Genomic DNA, 17,824 nt, shown 5'->3' with positions numbered 1-17,824 from the left:
GAATGTCCTTTTAAGACGGTTCAATCACGATGAGATGGCGCTGCGCTGCCAGACCAGGTACGACGATGGGTATGCTGCGGCCGACCCGCCAGCCTGCCGGCAGATCGGCGATTTCATCACGGGGTTCGACGCCCTTCATGGCCAGCAAGGGTGCGCCCGGCGCAAGCAGGTGGCCGGCCACCCGGACGAACAGGGCAAGATCGGAAAATGCCCGTGAGACGACCGCATCAAAAAGCACATTCGGCCTGTATTCTTCGACTCGGCCACAGTGAATGCTCACATTGTCCAGTTTCAGCTCGATTCTGGCCTGCTGCAGAAAGGCGGCTTTCTTCTGATTGCTCTCGATCAGCGTCACGGCCATTTGCGGCCGAGCAATGGCCAGCGGAATGCCGGGCAGTCCCGCGCCGCTACCGACGTCGGCCAGCCTGACGGGCGCGCCCAAGTTCGGCAGCAAGGCCAGCGAATCGAGCAGATGATGCGTCACCATCTGCCGTGGATCGCGTACCGCCGTCAGATTGTAGACGCGGTTCCATTTGACCAGCAGCGCCAGGTATGCGGCGAAACGCGGCGCAGCGGCCGCCTCGCCGCCCGCCTCCACGCGCCATGCGGGATCGGGCCCCAACCGCTGCAACCCGCTGCGGATGTGTTCGACGATCGCCGGACTCAGGTTCATGCCTCCCGCCTCTGCCGCTTGCCGGCGGCATGGCGCTTCAGATGCACCAGCAGCAGGGAAATCGCCGCCGGCGTCATGCCCTGGATGCGCATCGCCTGGCCGACGGTTTCCGGACGATGCCGTTCGAGCAACTGGCGCACCTCGATCGACAGGCCATGCACGCCGGCGTAATCGAGGTCGGCAGGCAAAGCCAGCGACTCGCTGGACAGACTGCGCTGCACATCCTCCTGCTGCCGATCGATATAGCCCTGATACTTGGCCTGAATCTCGACCTGCTCGATCACCTGCGGGCCGAGCGCAGCCACATCGGCGGCGGCAGCGCCAAACCCCGGCAAGCTGGCCAGGTCCGCATAAGCGACCTGGGGACGACGCAACAGATCGAACAAGCGGTATTCGCGCTCCAGCGGCTGGCCGAGCACGCGCAGCGCATCCGCCGCGCTGACGATCTTCGGATTCACCCAGGTCGTTTTGAGACGCTCGCTTTCGGCAGCGATGGCATCGCGTTTGCGGCTGTAAGCTTCCCAGCGCTCGTCATCCACCAGACCCAGCTCGCGGCCGATCTCGGTCAGGCGCAGATCGGCATTGTCCTCGCGCAAGCTGAGGCGGTATTCGGCGCGGCTGGTAAACATCCGGTAAGGCTCGGAAACGCCACGCGTGATCAGATCATCCACCAGCACGCCCAGATAGGCCTGATCCCGCCGCGGCCGCCAGGCCGCCGCACCCCGCACCTGCCGGGCGGCATTCACCCCGGCAAGCAGGCCCTGCGCTGCGGCTTCCTCATAGCCGGTGGTACCGTTGATCTGGCCGGCAAAAAACAGGCCGGCGATCGACTTGGTTTCCAGCGAGGATTTCAGGTTGCGCGGGTCGAAATAGTCGTATTCGATGGCATAGCCGGGACGCAGGATATGCGCCTGCTCCAGCCCCCGCAGGCTGCGCACCAGCGCAAGCTGCACATCGAAAGGCAGGCTGGTGGACACGCCCTGCGGATAGATCTCGTGCGTGGTCAGCCCTTCCGGTTCCAGAAAAACCTGATGGCTGTCCTTGCCGGCGAAACGGTGGATCTTGTCTTCGATCGACGGGCAGTAGCGCGGCCCGACGCCTTCGATGACGCCGGTGAACATCGGCGAGCGGTCCAGCCCGGCGCGGATGATGTCGTGGGTGCGCGGATTGGTGTAAGTGATCCAGCACGGCACCTGGCGCGGATGCTGTTCGCGCCTGCCGAGATAGGAAAACACCGGCGCGGGATCATCGCCCGGCTGGATCTGGCAAACCGAATAATCGATGCTGCGTCCATCGATACGCGGCGGCGTGCCGGTTTTCAGGCGGCCGATCGGCAGCTTGAGCTCGCGCAGGCGCATGGATAGCGAGATTGCCGGCGGATCGCCGGCCCGGCCGGCTGGATAATTGCTCAATCCCACATGCACCAGGCCATTCAGGAAAGTACCCGCCGTCAGCACCACGGCCGGCGCCTCGATTCGGATACCCAACTGCGTGACCACGCCCGCCACGCGGTCGCCGTGCAGCATCAGATCATCGACGGCCTGCTGGAACAAGGTCAGGTTCGGCTGATTCTCCAGACGGCGGCGTATCGCCGCCTTGTAGAGCAGGCGATCGGCTTGCGCCCGCGTGGCACGCACCGCCGGGCCCTTGCCGGAATTGAGGATGCGGAACTGGATGCCGGCCTCGTCTGTCGCCAGCGCCATGGCGCCACCCAGCGCATCGACCTCCTTCACCAGATGCCCCTTGCCGATACCGCCAATCGACGGATTGCAGGACATCTGTCCGAGCGTCTCGATATTGTGGGTTAACAGCAGCGTCTGCGCACCGACACGCGCCGCCGCCAGCGCCGCTTCCGTGCCGGCATGGCCACCACCCACCACGATCACATCAAATTTCCGGGGAAAAAGCATCGGGCCCGCCGAACGTCCAACAAAAGAGGCGCAATGATACGCCACTCACCCGACAACGGCAAAAACATGAACCGTTTCACGTGAAACAAATCGCTTCGCCAACTACCGCAGGCAAATCATTGTTTCACGTGAAACCTACTTGCCGATGCAAAAACGGGAAAAGATGGCACCCAGTAAATCGTCGGCCGTGAATTTGCCGGTAATTTCACCCAACGCCTCCTGGGCGCCACGCAGTTCCTCGGCACAGAATTCCAGCGCATCACCCCGGATCAGCGCTTCGGCCAGATGGCTATCGGCAGCTTGCAAGGCTTGCAAGTGCCGCTCGCGGGCAAGAATCAGATCTTCGCCATGTTCCTGCCAGCCGGCTACGCGCAACAGCTCGGCGTGCAAAAGTTCGATTCCCTGGCCGCTGCGGGCGGAAAGCCGCAGATGCACCTGCCCGCCTTCCTCACTGCGACCGGCCGGCTCTCCGGACAGATCGCACTTGTTGTGGATGACGATGCGCTCGACGCGCTCCGGCAATTGACCGGCAATCGCTACATCCTCGGCGGTAAGGCCGTGACGTGCATCACATGCATCGACCAGCTGCAGAATCACGTCGGCCCGCTCGATTTCCTGCCAACTGCGCTCTATGCCCAGTTTTTCGATCGTATCGCCGGTCTCGCGCAAACCGGCCGTATCGATGATGTGCAGGGGAATGCCTTCGACCTGTATCAGCTCCCGCACGGTATCGCGCGTCGTGCCGGCAATCTCGGTCACGATGGCGCGCTCCTCGCCGGCCAGACGGTTGAGCAACGAGGATTTGCCGACATTCGGCGGACCGGCCAGCACGACCTGCAGACCGCTGCGCAACAAACTGCCCTGCCGCGCCCGGCGCTGCATGCCGGCCAGGTCGGCACGCAACTGTTCCAGGCGCGACATCACATTGGCTTCGCGCAGCAGCGTTGCCGCGTCGATTTCCTCATCGGGGAAATCCAGCGTCGCCTCGATCAGCATGCGCAATTCGATCAGCCGATCGACTATTCCATGTACCTGGCGGGAGAACTCGCCGCTCAATGACCGCAGCGCCGAACGCACCGCCTGCACGCTGGAAGCATCGATCAGATCGGCCACCGCTTCGGCCTGGGCCAGATCGAGCTTGTCGTTGAGAAAAGCCCGGCGGGTGAATTCGCCCGGCTCGGCCAGGCGGGCGCCCAATTCCAGGCAGCGCTGCAGCAGCAGATGCAGCACCACCGGGCCGCCATGACCCTGTAGCTCGAGCACATCCTCGCCGGTGAATGAGTGCGGCGCCGGAAAATAAAGCAGGATGCCGCGGTCGATCGTCCGCCCCTGCCCATCGCGAAAATCGGTCAGCGTCGCCTGGCGCGCCAGCGGGAGCAAGCCGCACAATCGACGGGCAAAATCCGTCAGCCGCGGCCCGGAAACACGCACCACGCCAATGCCGCCGCGCCCCGGTGCGGTGGCAACGGCGGCAATGGTTTCCTCGTTCACGCCAGCCTCATCAGGCAGCCTTCTTGCCGGAACCCTCGATGACGCGGTTGATCTGCCACTGCTGGGCAATCGACAGGATGTTATTCACGATCCAGTACAGCACCAGACCGGAGGGAAAGAACAGGAACATGCCGGTAAACACGATGGGCAGGAACATGATCACCTTGGCCTGGATCGGATCGGGCGGCGGCGGATTGAGCCGGGTCTGCAGCACCATCGTCACGCCCATGATGATGGGCAGGATGAAATAGGGATCCTTCGCCGAAAGATCCTGGATATAGCCGATGAACGGCGCATAGCGCATTTCCACCGAACCCAGCAGCACCCAGTAAAGGGCGATGAACACCGGAATCTGGATCAGGATCGGCAGACAACCGCCCAGCGGGTTGATTTTCTCACGCTTGTACAGCTCCATCATTTCCTGGTTCAGACGCGCCCGGTCATCGCCGAAGGTTTCCTTGAGCTTGGTCAGCTTCGGCGCCACCAGCTTCATTTTGGCCATCGACTTGTAACTCGTTGCCGACAGCGGATAGAACACGAGCTTGAGCAGCACCGTCAGGATGATGATCGCCCAACCCCAGTTGCCGACCAACTTGTGGCACAACTCCAGCACCCAGAACAGTGGCGCGGCAATCACCGTCAGCCAGCCATAATCGACGACCAGATCCAGCCCCGGCGCGATCTTCGCCAGCTTGTCCTGCTCCTGCGGCCCGGCGTAGAGCGAAACGGCGACCTTGCCCGTGTTGCCCGGCGCAATGCCTGCCAGGGGCATTTTCAGACCGGCGCGATACAGGTCCCCGTCAAGCTTTTCCATGTAGAACTCGCGCTCGTTGCTGCTCTGGGGCAGCCAGGCCGAGACGAAATAATGCTGCACCATGGCGATCCAGCCGTTGTCGGCCTGTTGCACGTACTTGGCCTTGCCCTTGGCAATATCCTCGAAACCGACCTTCTGGTACTTTCCCTCGTTCGTATACAGCGCCGGTCCGGTGAACACACTGACGCCGAAAGCACCGCTGGTGCTGGCCTCGCCCGGCTTGCCATCGCGCAAGGTATGGAAATACGCCGTCGGCGTCAGTTGCGCGGCCCCGCCATTCTCGATTTCATACGTTATATCAATGAGATAGCTGTTTCGATGGAAAGTATAGATCTTGCTCGTGCGCACGCCATCGACTTCCGGCGCCAGCAAACGAACGCTCAGCTCATTCCTGCCATCCTCCAGCTCGAAACTGCCGGGCGCAAACGCATAAAGCGTCTTGTGATTCGGCAATCCCGCGCCATTTGCAGCATTCGCGCCCGCATCGATCAGCCCGCTTTGCGCCTGGTACAAATGCATTTCGCCGTTGTCGAACAACACGAAGTTCTTGTCCTTGTCCTTGGTCGCGTGATGCCTGACCAGTTCCAGCCGCGTCAGATCGCCACCCTGGGCGGAAATTTCAGCGATGAACAGATCGGTCTTGATGACCTGCCGGGCAACCTGCACCGACGCTTCGCCCGCAGCAGCAGCCACGGCCGCCGTTCCCGGAACCGCTGTCGCCGCATCCATCGGCGCGGGCGCGGCGCTCGCCGCGCTGGCCACCGGTGCCGGTACGGCATTCGCGGCCGCCGAATGTGCCGCAACCGCCGCAGGCGCGGAGGCAACCACGGGCTGTTCCTGTTTCTGCCATGCTTCCCAGAGCATGATCAGGGAAAAGGAAAACACCACCAGGAGAATCAGACGTTGGGTATCCATCGGCGACTATCTTTCAACTAGGGAACCGGATCGAAACCGCCCGGATGCCAGGGATGGCAACGAGACACGCGGCGCAGGGCCAGCCATGTGCCACGCCATGCGCCATGGCGCTGCAAGGCCTCGTCGGCATATTCGGAACAACTTGGATAAAAGCGGCAACTGCGTCCCAAAAAGGGACTGATGAAATACCGGTAGCAGCGAACCAGGCCAAGCAGTGGATAAACCATCAATGTCTTCATCGCTGCAGGCATTAATTCTGACCCTGACGCTGCGCCAGGCCGGCAAGCCGCCCCAGCAACTGATCGATATCGGCACGCCAGGCATGCCGTGTTTCGGCTTGCAGACTACCCGCCACCGGCCTGGACAGGCGCAATACCAGATCGTACGGGGGCAGGCCGCCATGCGCATGGCGAAAAGCCTCGCGCGCCAGGCGCTTCAGAAGATTGCGCTGCACGGCGCGGCGCGCCAGCTTCTTGGCAACGACCAGGCCAATCCGCGCACCGATACCGGCTGGCAGCGCCGTTGGCCGGACGGCCAGGTAATGCAGGTTGAAAAAACTCCCGCGCAAGACCCGTCGTGCGGCAAACACCTGTGAAAACTCGGCGGCGGCATGCAATCTGCGCTTGTCGGGAAAGCTGAAATCCAGGTTTTCCGGATTCAGGACATCCATGCCGCTTCCGTTTTTCTTGTTGGACCGATGCACCCGCATCGGTCACAGTCCATGCAGCACGCAGCACGCCACATGCCGCACGCCGGCACCGCTTGCCGTCTCAGGCAGCCAGTCGGCTACGGCCCTTGGCGCGACGGGCGCGGATCACGGCGCGGCCACCGCGTGTGCGCATGCGTACGAGAAAACCGTGGGTACGCTTGCGACGCACAACCGAAGGCTGATAAGTGCGTTTCATGACTTTATTCCTCTAAAAAAGAACCCTCGATTACATCTTTTCGACGTTATTTTGTCAAGTGCTATTTTTACTGCCGGGCTGTGGATAACTCTCCTCGAAACGGCGTAGAATGCCCGGTTCAAGGAGGGTGCGCCGCCGATATTCCGATCTTGCGCGGTTCACTAATAAAAACACGGCGATCACCATGCTTGATCGTCTTCACGGATACGAGCAGATTCCCTTGGTATCAATGAACGAATTCTGGACGGCATGTCTGGGCCGGTTCGAAAAAGAACTGCCGGCACAACAGTACAACACCTGGATCCGCCCCCTGCGTCTCGAAGGCAACGGCGCCGGTCTCGATAGCACGGCAGACGCACCCGCCGAACTGCAACTGATCGCTCCCAACCTCTTCATCATGAAATGGGTGCGCGAACGTTATCTCGGCCAGATACAGGCCCTGAGCCGCGATTATTTTCAGACCCCCGTCAGCATCAGTCTGGGAGTGGTCGACGTCGACCCTTCGTCCGGCGCATCTTCCCTGCCGGCAACGAATGCCGCAGGCACGGGCAACGAAACGAATTCGGGTTCGGGTCCGCTCGCTACCCTGCTCACCCCGCCGGCGATCAACCTTGCGCCCCCCGGCGTGGCCAGCACGCTCGACAACACCCGCAGCGAAAACAGCGCCTACGAAAAATCGCGCCTCAACCCGAATTTCACCTTCGACAACCTCGTCACCGGCCGCGCCAACGATCTTGCCCGCGCCGCCGCCCAGCAGGTCGCGCAGAATCCCGGCAATTCCTACAACCCGCTGTTCATCTACGGCGGCGTAGGCCTGGGCAAGACCCACCTGGTGCATGCCCTGGGCAACGAAGTGTGGAAACGCAATCCCAGCATGGTGATCCGCTACGTCCACGCCGAGGACTACTTCGCCGATGTGGTGCGCGCCTACCAGCAGAAATCCTTCGATGTCTTCAAGCGCTATTACCGCTCGCTCGACCTGCTGCTGATCGACGACATCCAGTTCTTCAACAACAAGAACCGCACCCAGGAAGAGTTTTTCTACGCCTTCAATGCCCTGGTCGAGGCCAAGAAGCAAATCGTCATCACCTGCGACACTTACCCGAAGGATATCGCCGGCCTCGAAGAACGCCTTGTTTCGCGCTTCGACTGGGGCCTGACGGTGCAAATCGAGCCCCCCGAGCCGGAAATGCGCGTCGCCATTCTGAAGAAAAAAGCCGAAGCCGCGAAAATCAATCTCGGCGATGACGTCGCCTTCCTGATCGCCAAGAATCTGCGCTCCAACGTCCGCGAGCTCGAAGGCGCGCTCAACCGGGTCCTTGCCTACGTCAATTTCAATGGCAAGGAAGTGAACATGGATGTCGCCAAGGAAGCCCTGAAGGACATCTTCGGCGCCACCAACCGCCAGCTCACCCTGGATCTGATCCAAAAAACCGTCGCCGACTACTACAAGCTCAAGGTCACCGAGATGCACTCGAAGAAGCGCAGCCGCGCCATCGCCCGGCCGCGCCAGGTCGCCATGTGGCTGGCGCGCGAGCTGACGCATCACAGCCTGCCCGAGATCGGCGAGGCCTTCGGCGGCCGCGACCACACGACCGTGCTGCACGCCTATCGTACAATCAACGACTTGCGCAGCAAGGAAGCACGTCTCGGCAATGACGTGCATGTACTGATGCAGACGCTGAAAGGCTGATGGAAGATGGAACGACGACCGGCGGGATACAGTTTCCAGCCATCCGGATACGGTAACGAACTCGACAAATCCGGCGGTATAACTGCTGTACGGCCGCTGAAGAGTTTGTGGATAAGTCGGCGATTATCCCCACTGCCCAAATCCATCCACATTCATCCACAACTTTCCCGGCGACTTTCCCAGAGCCTTATGAAAAGCATAACAAACTGATTAATTTAAAGTTTTCATGGTTACTCACAGATACTGGCGCAGCATAATCTTTTAAGGAGGTTTACATATAATGCTTTTATTCAAAGGCCCTCGCGATCAGATACTCGCGCCTCTGCAGTCGGTTTGCGGCATCGTCGAAAAGCGCCATACCCTGCCCATACTCTCCAACGTTCTGATCGAAAACGAGGCAAACAGGCTGACCCTGCTGGCGACGGACATCGAAATCCAGATCAAGACCAGCGCGGATACCGTTTCTCCGGAAAAAATCGCCCTCACCGTCGCTGCACGCAAGCTGCAGGACATCCTGCGTTCCCTGCCCGAGGATGCCGAGGTCAGCCTGACCCTCGACGACAAGCGTCTGCAGGTCAAGGCCGGACGCAGCCGCTTCAATCTGCAGACGCTGCCTGCCGAGGATTTTCCGCGCATGCTGCTCAGCGATGGCAACCAGACCAGCCTCAAGCTCAGCCAGAAGCAGTTTCGCCGCCTGTTGGCGCTGGTCCAGTACGCCATGGCCCAGCAGGACATCCGCTACTACCTCAATGGCCTGCTGCTGGTCGTCAAGGGCAATGAAGTCTGCGTCGTGGCCACCGATGGCCATCGCCTGGCCTATGCCAAGGAAACGCTGGCAGAGCCGCTGCCGTCCATCGAAGTGATCCTGCCGCGCAAGACCGTGCTCGAACTCTCGCGCCAGCTCGACGACGTGGACGAACCGCTGGAAATCGTCCTGACGCCGACCCAGGCGCAGTTCCGCTTCGGCAGCATCGAATTCGTCTCCAAGCTCATCGACGGCAAGTTCCCCGACTACGAGCGGGTGATTCCGAAAAATCACGACAAGCTGATCAAACTGTCGCGTCCCTCGCTGCTGCAGTCGCTGCTGCGCGTGAAGATCCTGACCAACGAAAAAACCCCGGGCGTCCGCCTGATCTTTGCCGAAAACACGCTCAAGATCGTCGGCAACAACACCGAACGCGAAGAAGCTCAGGAAGAGATCGAAATCCAGTATGCCAACGATGCCATCGACATCGGCTTCAACGTGAACTATCTGCTCGATGTGCTCAACAACACCAGCAGCGACGACATCGAATGCCACCTCGGCGATGCCAGCAGCAGCGCGCTGTTCCAATTGCCGGACAATCAGGACTTCAAGTACGTCGTGATGCCGATGCGCATCTGAATCTGGAAAATTGCATGACTGAAAATACCAACCCCCAAGCCGGCAACGACGGCTACAACGAAGATTCGATCCAGCAACTCGAGGGCCTTGAAGCCGTCCGCAAGCGGCCGGGCATGTACATCGGCGATACCTCCGACGGCACCGGCCTGCATCACATGGTGTTCGAAGTGGTCGATAACGCCATCGACGAAGCACTGGCCGGTCATTGCGACGACATCGTCATCACCATTCATTCCGACAACTCGATCTCCGTGATCGACAACGGGCGCGGAATTCCGGTCGGCATCAAGTACAACGACAAGAACGAGCCCAAGCGCTCGGCTGCCGAAATCGCCCTGACCGGCCTGCACTCCGGCGGCAAGTTCAACCAGAACTCCTACAAGGTTTCCGGTGGTCTGCATGGCGTCGGCGTTTCCTGCGTGAATGCCCTGTCCAAATGGCTGCGTCTGACCATCCGCCGCGATGGCAGGAAGCATTTCATCGAATTCAACTGCGGTCACGTCGTCGATCGCATCATCGAGACGCACGACGGCGTCGAAGTCTCGCCGCTCAAGGTGCTGGGCGAAGCCAAGGGACATGGCACCGAAGTCCATTTCCTGGCCGATGAAAGCATATTCGGCAATGTCGAATTTCATTACGACATCCTTGCCAAGCGCCTGCGCGAGCTGTCCTTCCTCAACAACGGCGTCAAGATCAAGCTCATCGACCAGCGTGCCGGAAAGGAAGAAGACTTCGCCTTTTCCGGTGGCGTCAAGGGCTTCGTCGACTACATCAATCGCAGCAAGACCGTGCTGCATCCCACGGTGTTCTATTCCAGCGGCGAATCGACCCTGCCGAATGGCGGCAACATCGGTGTCGAAGTGGCCATGCAGTGGAACGACTCCTACGCCGAGCAGGTGCTGTGCTTCACCAACAACATTCCGCAGGCCGATGGCGGTACGCACCTGACCGGCTTGCGCCAGGCGATGACGCGGGTCATCAACAAGTACATCGAAGAAAACGAAATCGCCAAGAAGGCCAAGGTGGATATTTCCGGCGACGACATGCGCGAAGGCCTGGCCTGCGTGCTGTCGGTGAAAATGCCCGACCCGAAGTTCGCCTCGCAGACCAAGATGAAGCTGGTTTCCTCCGAGGCGCAGCCGGCGGTGCAGGAAGTCGTTGCCGCCAAGCTCACCGAATTCCTCCTCGAACGGCCGGGCGATGCCAAGATCATCACCGGCAAGATCGTCGAAGCCGCGCGTGCCCGCGAAGCCGCGCGCAAGGCGCGCGAACTCACCCGCCGCAAGGGCGTGCTCGACAACATCGGCTTGCCCGGCAAACTCGCCGACTGCCAGGAAAAGGATCCGGCGCTGTGCGAGCTGTACATCGTCGAGGGCGACTCCGCCGGCGGCTCGGCCAAGCAAGGCCGCGACCGCAAGTTCCAGGCCATCCTGCCGCTGCGCGGCAAGGTGCTCAACGTCGAGAAGGCGCGCTTCGACAAGCTCATCTCCAGCGAGCAGATCGTCACCCTGGTCACCGCGCTGGGCACCAGCATCGGCGCGCAGGAATTCGACATCGCCAAGCTGCGCTACCACCGCATCATCATCATGACCGATGCCGACGTCGACGGCGCCCACATCCGCACCCTGCTGCTGACCTTCTTCTACCGGCAGATGCCCGAACTCGTCGAGCGCGGCCACATCTACATCGCCCAGCCGCCGCTCTACAAGATCAAGCACGGCAAGAGCGAGATGTACATCAAGGACGACCAGGCCCTCAACCAGCACCTGCTCACCCTGGCGCTCGACGGCGCGCAGCTCACGCCAAGGGAAGGGGCGGCCGTCATCGAGGGCAACGCGCTGGCCGAACTGGCGCGCAGCTATCTGTTGTCGGAGGCCGTCGTGCGCCGCATCGGCGACTTTATCGATGGCGAAGTGCTGCAGGCCATGCTGGCCAACGACATCGCCATCGACCTGGCCAGCGAGGATGCAGCCAGCCGATCGGTCGCCCGTCTCGCGCCGCACCTACCGCCGGAAATCAAGGTCATCGCCCGCTTCAACGACAAGGCCGAACGCTGGCAGCTCGATATCGAACGCATGCGCCACGGCAACCTGCGGATCGGCCATATCGACGAAGAATTCCTCCATTCCGGCGACTATCAGCAGATCCGCCACAGCGCCGCGCTGATTGCCGGCCTCATCGATGGCGAAAGCAGCGCCGGCGCCACCATCCGCCGCGGCGAAAAATCGCAAACCGTCAGAAGCTTCGCCGCCGCCATCGAATGGCTGTTCAAGGAAGTCGAACGCGGTCTGTCCAAGCAGCGCTACAAGGGCCTCGGCGAAATGAACCCCGAACAGCTCTGGGAAACCACCATGGATCCCACCGTGCGCCGCCTGCTCAAGGTACAGATCGACGACGCCATCGCCGCCGATGAAATCTTCACCACCCTCATGGGCGACAACGTCGAACCGCGGCGAAACTTCATCGAAACGCACGCGCTGCAGGCGCGGAATATCGATGTTTAAGCCTTAGGAAACTTTGATCTGAGCCCCGCGTTGGTAGTCGCCAACATCAGTTTGAATGCCCACGAGTGTTCCTTGCAACAGCGCGAGGAATACGCTCAACCAGGCGTTCGGATGATAATTTTTCTGAGCCGAAATTTGGCGCATGCTCGCCTGCACGCAAGCAGCGGATTGGCGTACACTCGGCCGCTGCGGTGTTCGCACCATTTTCGGATTCGGCGGTAACGGCATGAGTCTATCGACGCGTTGGTGGCATGGCATCCTCGCCCGCAGCTTGCTGGCGATGGCGGGCATTGCCCTGTTGATGGGCAGTGCGGGCGGTATCGCTGTTGGCCGCATCGTGGGCGAGCGCGTGCAGAGCCAGGCCATGCTCAAGCTGGGTGAGCTGCTCGATACCGTGGAAAGCACGGTCAGCGTGGCATGCTTCACCAATGACGAGGGACTGGCTTACGAAGTCGCCCAGGGCTTGCTGCGCAACAGCGAAGTGCGCAGGGTGGTGATCCGCGGCAGCGAACGCGAGATCGCGCAGGTTGCCCGCAGTGGCGTGTCTGCGTACAAAGACGAAGCAGTGGAACTGCGGCAGGTGCGTTCGCCTTTCAAGGCGAATGAAATCATCGGCACGGTGCAGGTGGAAATCGATCAGCAGGTGATCGATGCGCGCGTGGCGGAAGAAGTCAATTTTGCCTATCTGCTGCTGCTCGGCGTGCTGTTGCTGGTGATTGCGGCGACTACGGGCAGCATATTCCTGTTCATCGTGCGGCCCATCAAGCAGACTTCGGACCGCATGCATGATCTCGACGTGACCAGCGGCGAGTCATTGAAGGTGCCGCAGGGGCATGAGCGCAGCGAGATCGGCCGCCTGGTCGAGGACGTCAATCAACTCACCGGCCGCCTGGTCGAAGTGCTCGATCAGGAGCGCGATCTGCGGCAGCGGCAGGAAATCGGCCAGCGCAAGTATCACGATCTGTTCGACAACTCCAGCGCCGGTATTTTCGTTGCCCGCAGCGATGGCCGGATCGATTCCTTCAACCGGGCATTTGCCGAAATGACCTGGTTGCCGCTCGCCGAGGATCAGGAAGGCGGCCGGCGCAGGCTGACCGAGGCGCAGTGGCGCAATCCGATGGAACTGCTGGCCATGATCGTCGCCAGCCTGCTCGACGGCACCACGCATGAAAGCGATTTTCAGCTCGACGGCCGCCGCGGCGATATGCGCTGGCTGCACGTGACCGTGGTGCCGCTTGGCGACGGCAGCGTGCAGGGGACGGTGACGGACGTCACGCTGATCAAGCAGGAGGAACTCTTCGCCCGCCGCCTGGCGGTGACCGATTCGCTGACCAGCTTCGCCAATCGCGAGGGTCTGAACCAGGCGTACGCCCAGCTTCAATCCAGAACGACGCCGTTCATTCTGGTGCGCATCGACTTCGACGGCATCCGCCAGATTACCGAAGCGCTGGGCGTGCCCGTGGGCGACCGGGCGCTGTTGAGCGTTGCCAGCCGCCTGCGCGCAGCCATGGAAAGCAACGACTTCGTCGCACGCATCAGTGGCACCAAGTTTGCCTTGGTGCTGGAAGGCGAATACGACCGCGAGGTGATCGCGCACCGCATCGACGTGCTCGCCGAACACCTGGCACAACCGTATCCGAGTCTGGATGACGACCGGAGCGTTCCCGTGGTGCTGGGCGTGCGCGTGGGCGCTGCCCGGTTTCCGGACGATGGCGTCGAACTGCAGCACTTGCTGCGCCGCGCGGAACTGGCGCTGGGCAACGTGCCGGTCGGCAGCCATACCTGCATCTTTTTCAATCCCGTGCAGGAAGCGGCGGTCGAGCATCGGCGGCGCATGGAGGACGATCTGCGGGTTGCGGTTGCGACGGGCGAGCTGGAGCTGTATTGCCAGCCCATCGTCGATCTGCGCCAGGGGCGCGTCGTGGGCGGCGAAGCCTTGCTGCGCTGGACGCATCCACAGCATGGCGCCGTTCCTCCGGAGACCTTCGTGCCGATGGCCGAGCAAATCGGCCTGATCGGTGAAATCGGCCGCTGGGTATTGAAGGAGGCTTGCCGTTACATCGCGCACTGGCGCAATGTCGAGCTGGATCTGTATGTGTCGGTCAACGTCTCGGTGCGCCAGATTCCGGACGAGCTGGCGCCCGGCATGGTGGCAAAGACCCTGGAGCAATACGGCCTGCCTCCCCAGGCACTGGCCATCGAGATCACCGAAAGCCTGCTGATGAACGATGTGACCATCGCGCAGGAATGGATTGCCAGCCTGCGCGCCATGGGTTTGCACATCTACATGGATGACTTTGGCACGGGTTATTCCTCGTTGTCCTACCTGAAGCGCTTTGCCCTCGACACGGTCAAGATCGATCGCTCCTTCGTACGTGACATGAGCGCGGACAACAGCGATTTCGCCTTGGTCAATGCCATCATCACCATGGCGAAAAGCCTGGGCCTGGGCGTGGTTGCCGAAGGGATCGAGGATGAGCAGCAGTTCCGTCTGCTGCGTCAGTCCGACTGCGGTTTCGGTCAGGGAAATTACTTCTCCCGGCCCGTGCCGATGAGCCAGTTCAATACCATCGCCATGCGCATCAATGATGAGCTGGCCAGCTATTGCTAGTCGTTAGCCGTTGGTTTCGTTGGTCGGCGGGGATGCTGGCACCACATCGGGATAGGGGTGGTCGGTTTATCTGACTGGGCTCCTCCTACGCTACCTGGCATGCGGTTTGTCTCCGTTGCCTGAATGTTGCCATCGGCTTGTCGGGCACCCGACGCTTCGCTCCCTCCTTGGAGAAACCAGAAGCTGTAGTCCAGGGGCTTCCTGCCCTTTTTCTCCGTGGGTATTGCCGGGTTTCGCCTTGGGGCGGCATTTTCGAAGCTGTGATTTGGTGTTGGCGGGTTGTTTTCTGCCGGCGCGCTGAAGCCGGGACTCGCCCCGGCGGGCGAGTTACTTTTTGCCACGCGGCAAAAAGTAACCAAAAAGCGCGCCCCGCTTTGCCGGCCCGGCGTCGCCGGGCTGCCCTCACTGCGCTACCCTCGGCCGGCCTGCTTTGCAAACTCGCTACGCTCGAACAGCAAAGCAGGACTTCCCCGTCCGAGGCCAGCTCCGCTCGGCGGCGCACAGGGGAATGGAAAAGCGTCACAGTCCAACGGACAGAGCGCGGCGCGTTGCGTCGGGTAAGCTGATGCAGGGTTGCACGCTTGATACATATTCGTCGTCCCCGCGAAAGCGGGGACCCAGGGACGTACTGGATTCCCGCTTTCGCGGGAATGACGACGATGCGCGCTTCGTCGGGTAGGCCATGCCGCTGGATTCTCACCCGCGCGGGAATGACGAAGCCGATACACAGGTTTGGTGTTTGGTTTTTCAACCACCACGCGTTGAGTAGCACCCCTTTCCCCTGTGTCTCGCCGAGTTTCGCCGTCGCCGAGCGGGGCTTTCCGGTTTCGTGTGTCTGAGCGCAGCGAGTTTAGAAACCGGCCGCTCGGCGGCGGCGAAACTCGGGCAGCCCGCAGGGCCGAGACACCGGGGTGCGCTTCTTTGCCTACTTTCTTGTCGCATGACAAGAAAGTAGGTCGCCCGCCAGGGCGAAACCTGGCCTTTAAAAGAAAAAATCACCAAAACAACTATCGGCTTCAGCGCCCCATCAGAAAACGAGAAAATATCGAGCTTTTCCCCCCACCCAAAAGAGTGCCCCCATGCCGAACGCACATGAAAAAGCCCGCGGTTTTTTGCGGGCTTGATCGGGTTGATTTGGATTCGGCTGCGGATTCGACTTTATTTCCCGCCCGCTGCCTTCTCCTGATCGGCCAGTTCATCGGCCATTTCGCGCAGCTTGTTCTTGGCCACTTTGTCCAGCGCGGCGCGCGGCATTTCCTCGACGAAGTAAACCTTGCGCGGACGCTTGAAGTCGGCCAGGTCGCGGGCGCAGCCGTCCATGATCTGCTGGCGGATTTCGTCCTCGGAGAGCATCGTCCATTGGCTCTTGATGGCGAAGACCACCGGCACCTCGTCGAGCATGTCGTGCTTCTGCGCGACCACGGCCAGTTCGTCGAGCACGCCCATGCCGAGAATGCCGTGGATGCACTCCTCGACCTGGCGGGCGGAGACGTTCTCGCCGCCGACCTTGAGGATGTCCTTGTCGCGGTCGGCGAAGTAGAAATAGCCGTCGGTGCCCAGGCGCGCGGTGTCGCCGGTCTTGAACCAGCCGTCGGCGGTGAAGGACTTGGCCATGGCTTCCGGGTTCCTGTAGTACTCGTAGAACATCTGCACGCCGCGCGTGCCGCGCACCCACAGGTCGCCATTGACGCCGGGCTCGCAGTACTTGCCGGTTTCCGGGTCCATGATGGCGAATTCATAGCCGGGCGAGGGCACGCCGATGTTCATGTCGGGCGAATCCTGGAACAGATCCGAGCGCGTCGCGTGGGTGACCGTCTCGGTCATGCCCCAGGTGGCGAAGGTCTTGACGTTCCAGCGCATCTCGACCATATGCATCTTGATGCCGGTCGACCAGGTCTTGTAGTGATGCTCGGGAATCTCCTGCATGGCGATGGCCTTGAAGCAGAAGGGGATCATCGAGGCGCGCGTCACCTTGTGCTTCATCGAGATTTCCCAGAACTTGCTCGACGAGAACTTCGGTTGCAGGACGACCGTGCCACCCACCCACATCATCGTCCAGAAGCTCCAGCTCTGTGCATTCACGTGGAAGCAGGGCAGGAACACGATGTAGACGTCGTCACTGTCCATCAGCAGGTTCTGCGAGCCGCTGCGGCCGCCCCACAGCGCATTGGCGTGGGTATGCACGACGGCCTTGGGCCGCGAAGTGGTGCCGGAGGTGTATTGGATGCCGACCGGCAGCATCGGCTCGGGATCGCGCGCCGGGGCCAGCTCGCCGTGGCCCAGCAGGCTGGCGTAGGATGGATAGCCGTGATTCTTTTCATCATCGGTGGGCGCTTCGCCCGAGTTGTCGTCGGTGACGACGAACCAGCCGATGCTCTTGGCGTTGGCGGCGAGTTCCTTGATGAACTTCGGCTGGGTGATGCAGCCGACCGCGCCGGAGTGCTCGGCGAAGTAGGTCAGCTCGTCGCCAATGCAGCGCGTGTTGGTGGTGACGGCCACCGAGCCGACGATGGCCGAGGCGTACCAGGCGATCATCATTTCCGGGCAGTTCTCGGCGTGGATCAGCAGCTTGTCGCCTTTCTTCACGCCTTTCTGGAGCAGGCCGCAGGCGACCCGGTTGGCCGCCTGCCAGAACTGCTGGTAGGTCCAGGACTGGCTTTCGCCTTCCTTGGGTTCCCAGATCAGGAAGGCCTTGTCGGGCGTCTGCTCGGCCCACAGCTTCATCAGCCAGGGCACGTCCTTGCCGGCGAAGGTGTAGTACTCGTTGGAGTGGCGGTTGTCGAATTGCGGGGCGGGGGCGGTGGTTTCGGTCATGTCGATTTCCTGAATCGGTTATCGGTGTCGTCCCCGCGCAAGCGGGGACCCATGGATTCCCGCCTGCGCGGGAATGACGATGTGGAAAGGATAGGTTGAATCTGCAGCGT

At 61.3% G+C, this 17,824-nt stretch carries 12 protein-coding genes; 4 read left to right on the top strand and 8 right to left on the bottom strand.

The window, feature by feature from the left end:
* Positions 1-10: 10 nt before the first annotated feature.
* The 7 genes from rsmG to rpmH all read right to left on the bottom strand — a co-directional run bounded on the left by rsmG (position 11) and on the right by rpmH (position 6,708).
* Positions 11-673: a 16S rRNA (guanine(527)-N(7))-methyltransferase RsmG gene (rsmG, locus tag SDENCHOL_RS01890; protein WP_154715790.1), complete on the bottom strand. Its 663-nt coding sequence runs from the start codon at positions 671-673 to the stop codon at positions 11-13.
* Complete coding sequence (gene mnmG, locus SDENCHOL_RS01885) at positions 670-2,583, bottom strand: tRNA uridine-5-carboxymethylaminomethyl(34) synthesis enzyme MnmG (RefSeq protein WP_154715789.1); 1,914 nt, start codon at positions 2,581-2,583, stop codon at positions 670-672. Before mnmG ends, rsmG begins: the two co-directional genes overlap by 4 nt.
* Positions 2,584-2,718: 135 nt before the next feature.
* The gene (gene mnmE / locus SDENCHOL_RS01880) at positions 2,719-4,074 is read right to left on the bottom strand and encodes a tRNA uridine-5-carboxymethylaminomethyl(34) synthesis GTPase MnmE (protein ID WP_154715788.1); all 1,356 of its coding nucleotides are present in this window, start codon (positions 4,072-4,074) and stop codon (positions 2,719-2,721) included.
* A gap of 10 nt (positions 4,075-4,084) precedes the next feature.
* Complete coding sequence (yidC, locus tag SDENCHOL_RS01875; protein WP_154715787.1) at positions 4,085-5,803, bottom strand: membrane protein insertase YidC; 1,719 nt, start codon at positions 5,801-5,803, stop codon at positions 4,085-4,087.
* Positions 5,804-5,820: 17 nt separating this feature from the next.
* A complete protein-coding gene (yidD, locus tag SDENCHOL_RS01870; protein WP_231913000.1) occupies positions 5,821-6,030 on the bottom strand; it encodes a membrane protein insertion efficiency factor YidD in 210 nt (69 codons plus the stop codon).
* A gap of 23 nt (positions 6,031-6,053) precedes the next feature.
* Positions 6,054-6,473 (bottom strand): ribonuclease P protein component, encoded by a 420-nt coding sequence (rnpA, locus tag SDENCHOL_RS01865; RefSeq protein ID WP_154715785.1) that lies wholly within the window; start codon positions 6,471-6,473, stop codon positions 6,054-6,056.
* Positions 6,474-6,573: 100 nt separating this feature from the next.
* Positions 6,574-6,708 carry a 50S ribosomal protein L34 gene (gene rpmH / locus SDENCHOL_RS01860; protein WP_154715784.1) on the bottom strand — a complete coding sequence of 45 codons (135 nt, stop codon included), beginning with the start codon at positions 6,706-6,708 and terminating at the stop codon, positions 6,574-6,576.
* Between the two features lie 229 nt (positions 6,709-6,937).
* On the opposite strand from rpmH, the gene dnaA reads away from it, so the two are divergent.
* From dnaA to SDENCHOL_RS01840, 4 genes are all read left to right on the top strand, one after another.
* On the top strand, positions 6,938-8,401 hold the full coding sequence (dnaA, locus tag SDENCHOL_RS01855) for a chromosomal replication initiator protein DnaA (protein ID WP_154715783.1): 1,464 nt from the start codon (positions 6,938-6,940) through the stop codon (positions 8,399-8,401).
* A gap of 280 nt (positions 8,402-8,681) precedes the next feature.
* Entirely contained in the window at positions 8,682-9,785 is a 1,104-nt protein-coding gene (gene dnaN / locus SDENCHOL_RS01850; protein ID WP_154715782.1) for a DNA polymerase III subunit beta, read from the top strand.
* A 14-nt stretch (positions 9,786-9,799) separates the two neighbouring features.
* On the top strand, positions 9,800-12,289 hold the full coding sequence (gene gyrB / locus SDENCHOL_RS01845) for a DNA topoisomerase (ATP-hydrolyzing) subunit B (protein WP_154715781.1): 2,490 nt from the start codon (positions 9,800-9,802) through the stop codon (positions 12,287-12,289).
* Between the two features lie 226 nt (positions 12,290-12,515).
* The gene (locus SDENCHOL_RS01840) at positions 12,516-14,900 is read left to right on the top strand and encodes a putative bifunctional diguanylate cyclase/phosphodiesterase (RefSeq protein WP_172954966.1); all 2,385 of its coding nucleotides are present in this window, start codon (positions 12,516-12,518) and stop codon (positions 14,898-14,900) included.
* A gap of 1,158 nt (positions 14,901-16,058) precedes the next feature.
* Here SDENCHOL_RS01840 and SDENCHOL_RS01835 read toward each other — a convergent pair.
* Complete coding sequence (locus SDENCHOL_RS01835) at positions 16,059-17,714, bottom strand: class I adenylate-forming enzyme family protein (RefSeq protein WP_154715779.1); 1,656 nt, start codon at positions 17,712-17,714, stop codon at positions 16,059-16,061.
* Between the last annotated feature and the right edge of the window lie 110 nt (positions 17,715-17,824).

Source organism: Sterolibacterium denitrificans (assembly GCF_900174485.1).
Classification (GTDB): domain Bacteria; phylum Pseudomonadota; class Gammaproteobacteria; order Burkholderiales; family Rhodocyclaceae; genus Sterolibacterium; species Sterolibacterium denitrificans.
The sequence above is the reverse complement of the archived record's forward strand: the minus strand, read 5'-3'. Positions and strand labels throughout refer to the sequence as shown.

What these genes read in the sequence shown, in the direction of transcription:
- rsmG (WP_154715790.1), bottom strand. Translation starts at nt 673, where the DNA reads ATGAACCTGAGTCCGGCGATCGTCGAACACATCCGCAGCGGGTTGCAG.
- mnmG (WP_154715789.1), bottom strand. Translation starts at nt 2,583, where the DNA reads ATGCTTTTTCCCCGGAAATTTGATGTGATCGTGGTGGGTGGTGGCCAT.
- yidC (WP_154715787.1), bottom strand. Translation starts at nt 5,803, where the DNA reads ATGGATACCCAACGTCTGATTCTCCTGGTGGTGTTTTCCTTTTCCCTG.
- yidD (WP_231913000.1), bottom strand. Translation starts at nt 6,030, where the DNA reads ATGGTTTATCCACTGCTTGGCCTGGTTCGCTGCTACCGGTATTTCATC.
- rnpA (WP_154715785.1), bottom strand. Translation starts at nt 6,473, where the DNA reads ATGGATGTCCTGAATCCGGAAAACCTGGATTTCAGCTTTCCCGACAAG.
- rpmH (WP_154715784.1), bottom strand. Translation starts at nt 6,708, where the DNA reads ATGAAACGCACTTATCAGCCTTCGGTTGTGCGTCGCAAGCGTACCCAC.
- dnaA (WP_154715783.1), top strand. Translation starts at nt 6,938, where the DNA reads ATGAACGAATTCTGGACGGCATGTCTGGGCCGGTTCGAAAAAGAACTG.
- dnaN (WP_154715782.1), top strand. Translation starts at nt 8,682, where the DNA reads ATGCTTTTATTCAAAGGCCCTCGCGATCAGATACTCGCGCCTCTGCAG.
- gyrB (WP_154715781.1), top strand. Translation starts at nt 9,800, where the DNA reads ATGACTGAAAATACCAACCCCCAAGCCGGCAACGACGGCTACAACGAA.
- SDENCHOL_RS01840 (WP_172954966.1), top strand. Translation starts at nt 12,516, where the DNA reads ATGAGTCTATCGACGCGTTGGTGGCATGGCATCCTCGCCCGCAGCTTG.
- SDENCHOL_RS01835 (WP_154715779.1), bottom strand. Translation starts at nt 17,714, where the DNA reads ATGACCGAAACCACCGCCCCCGCCCCGCAATTCGACAACCGCCACTCC.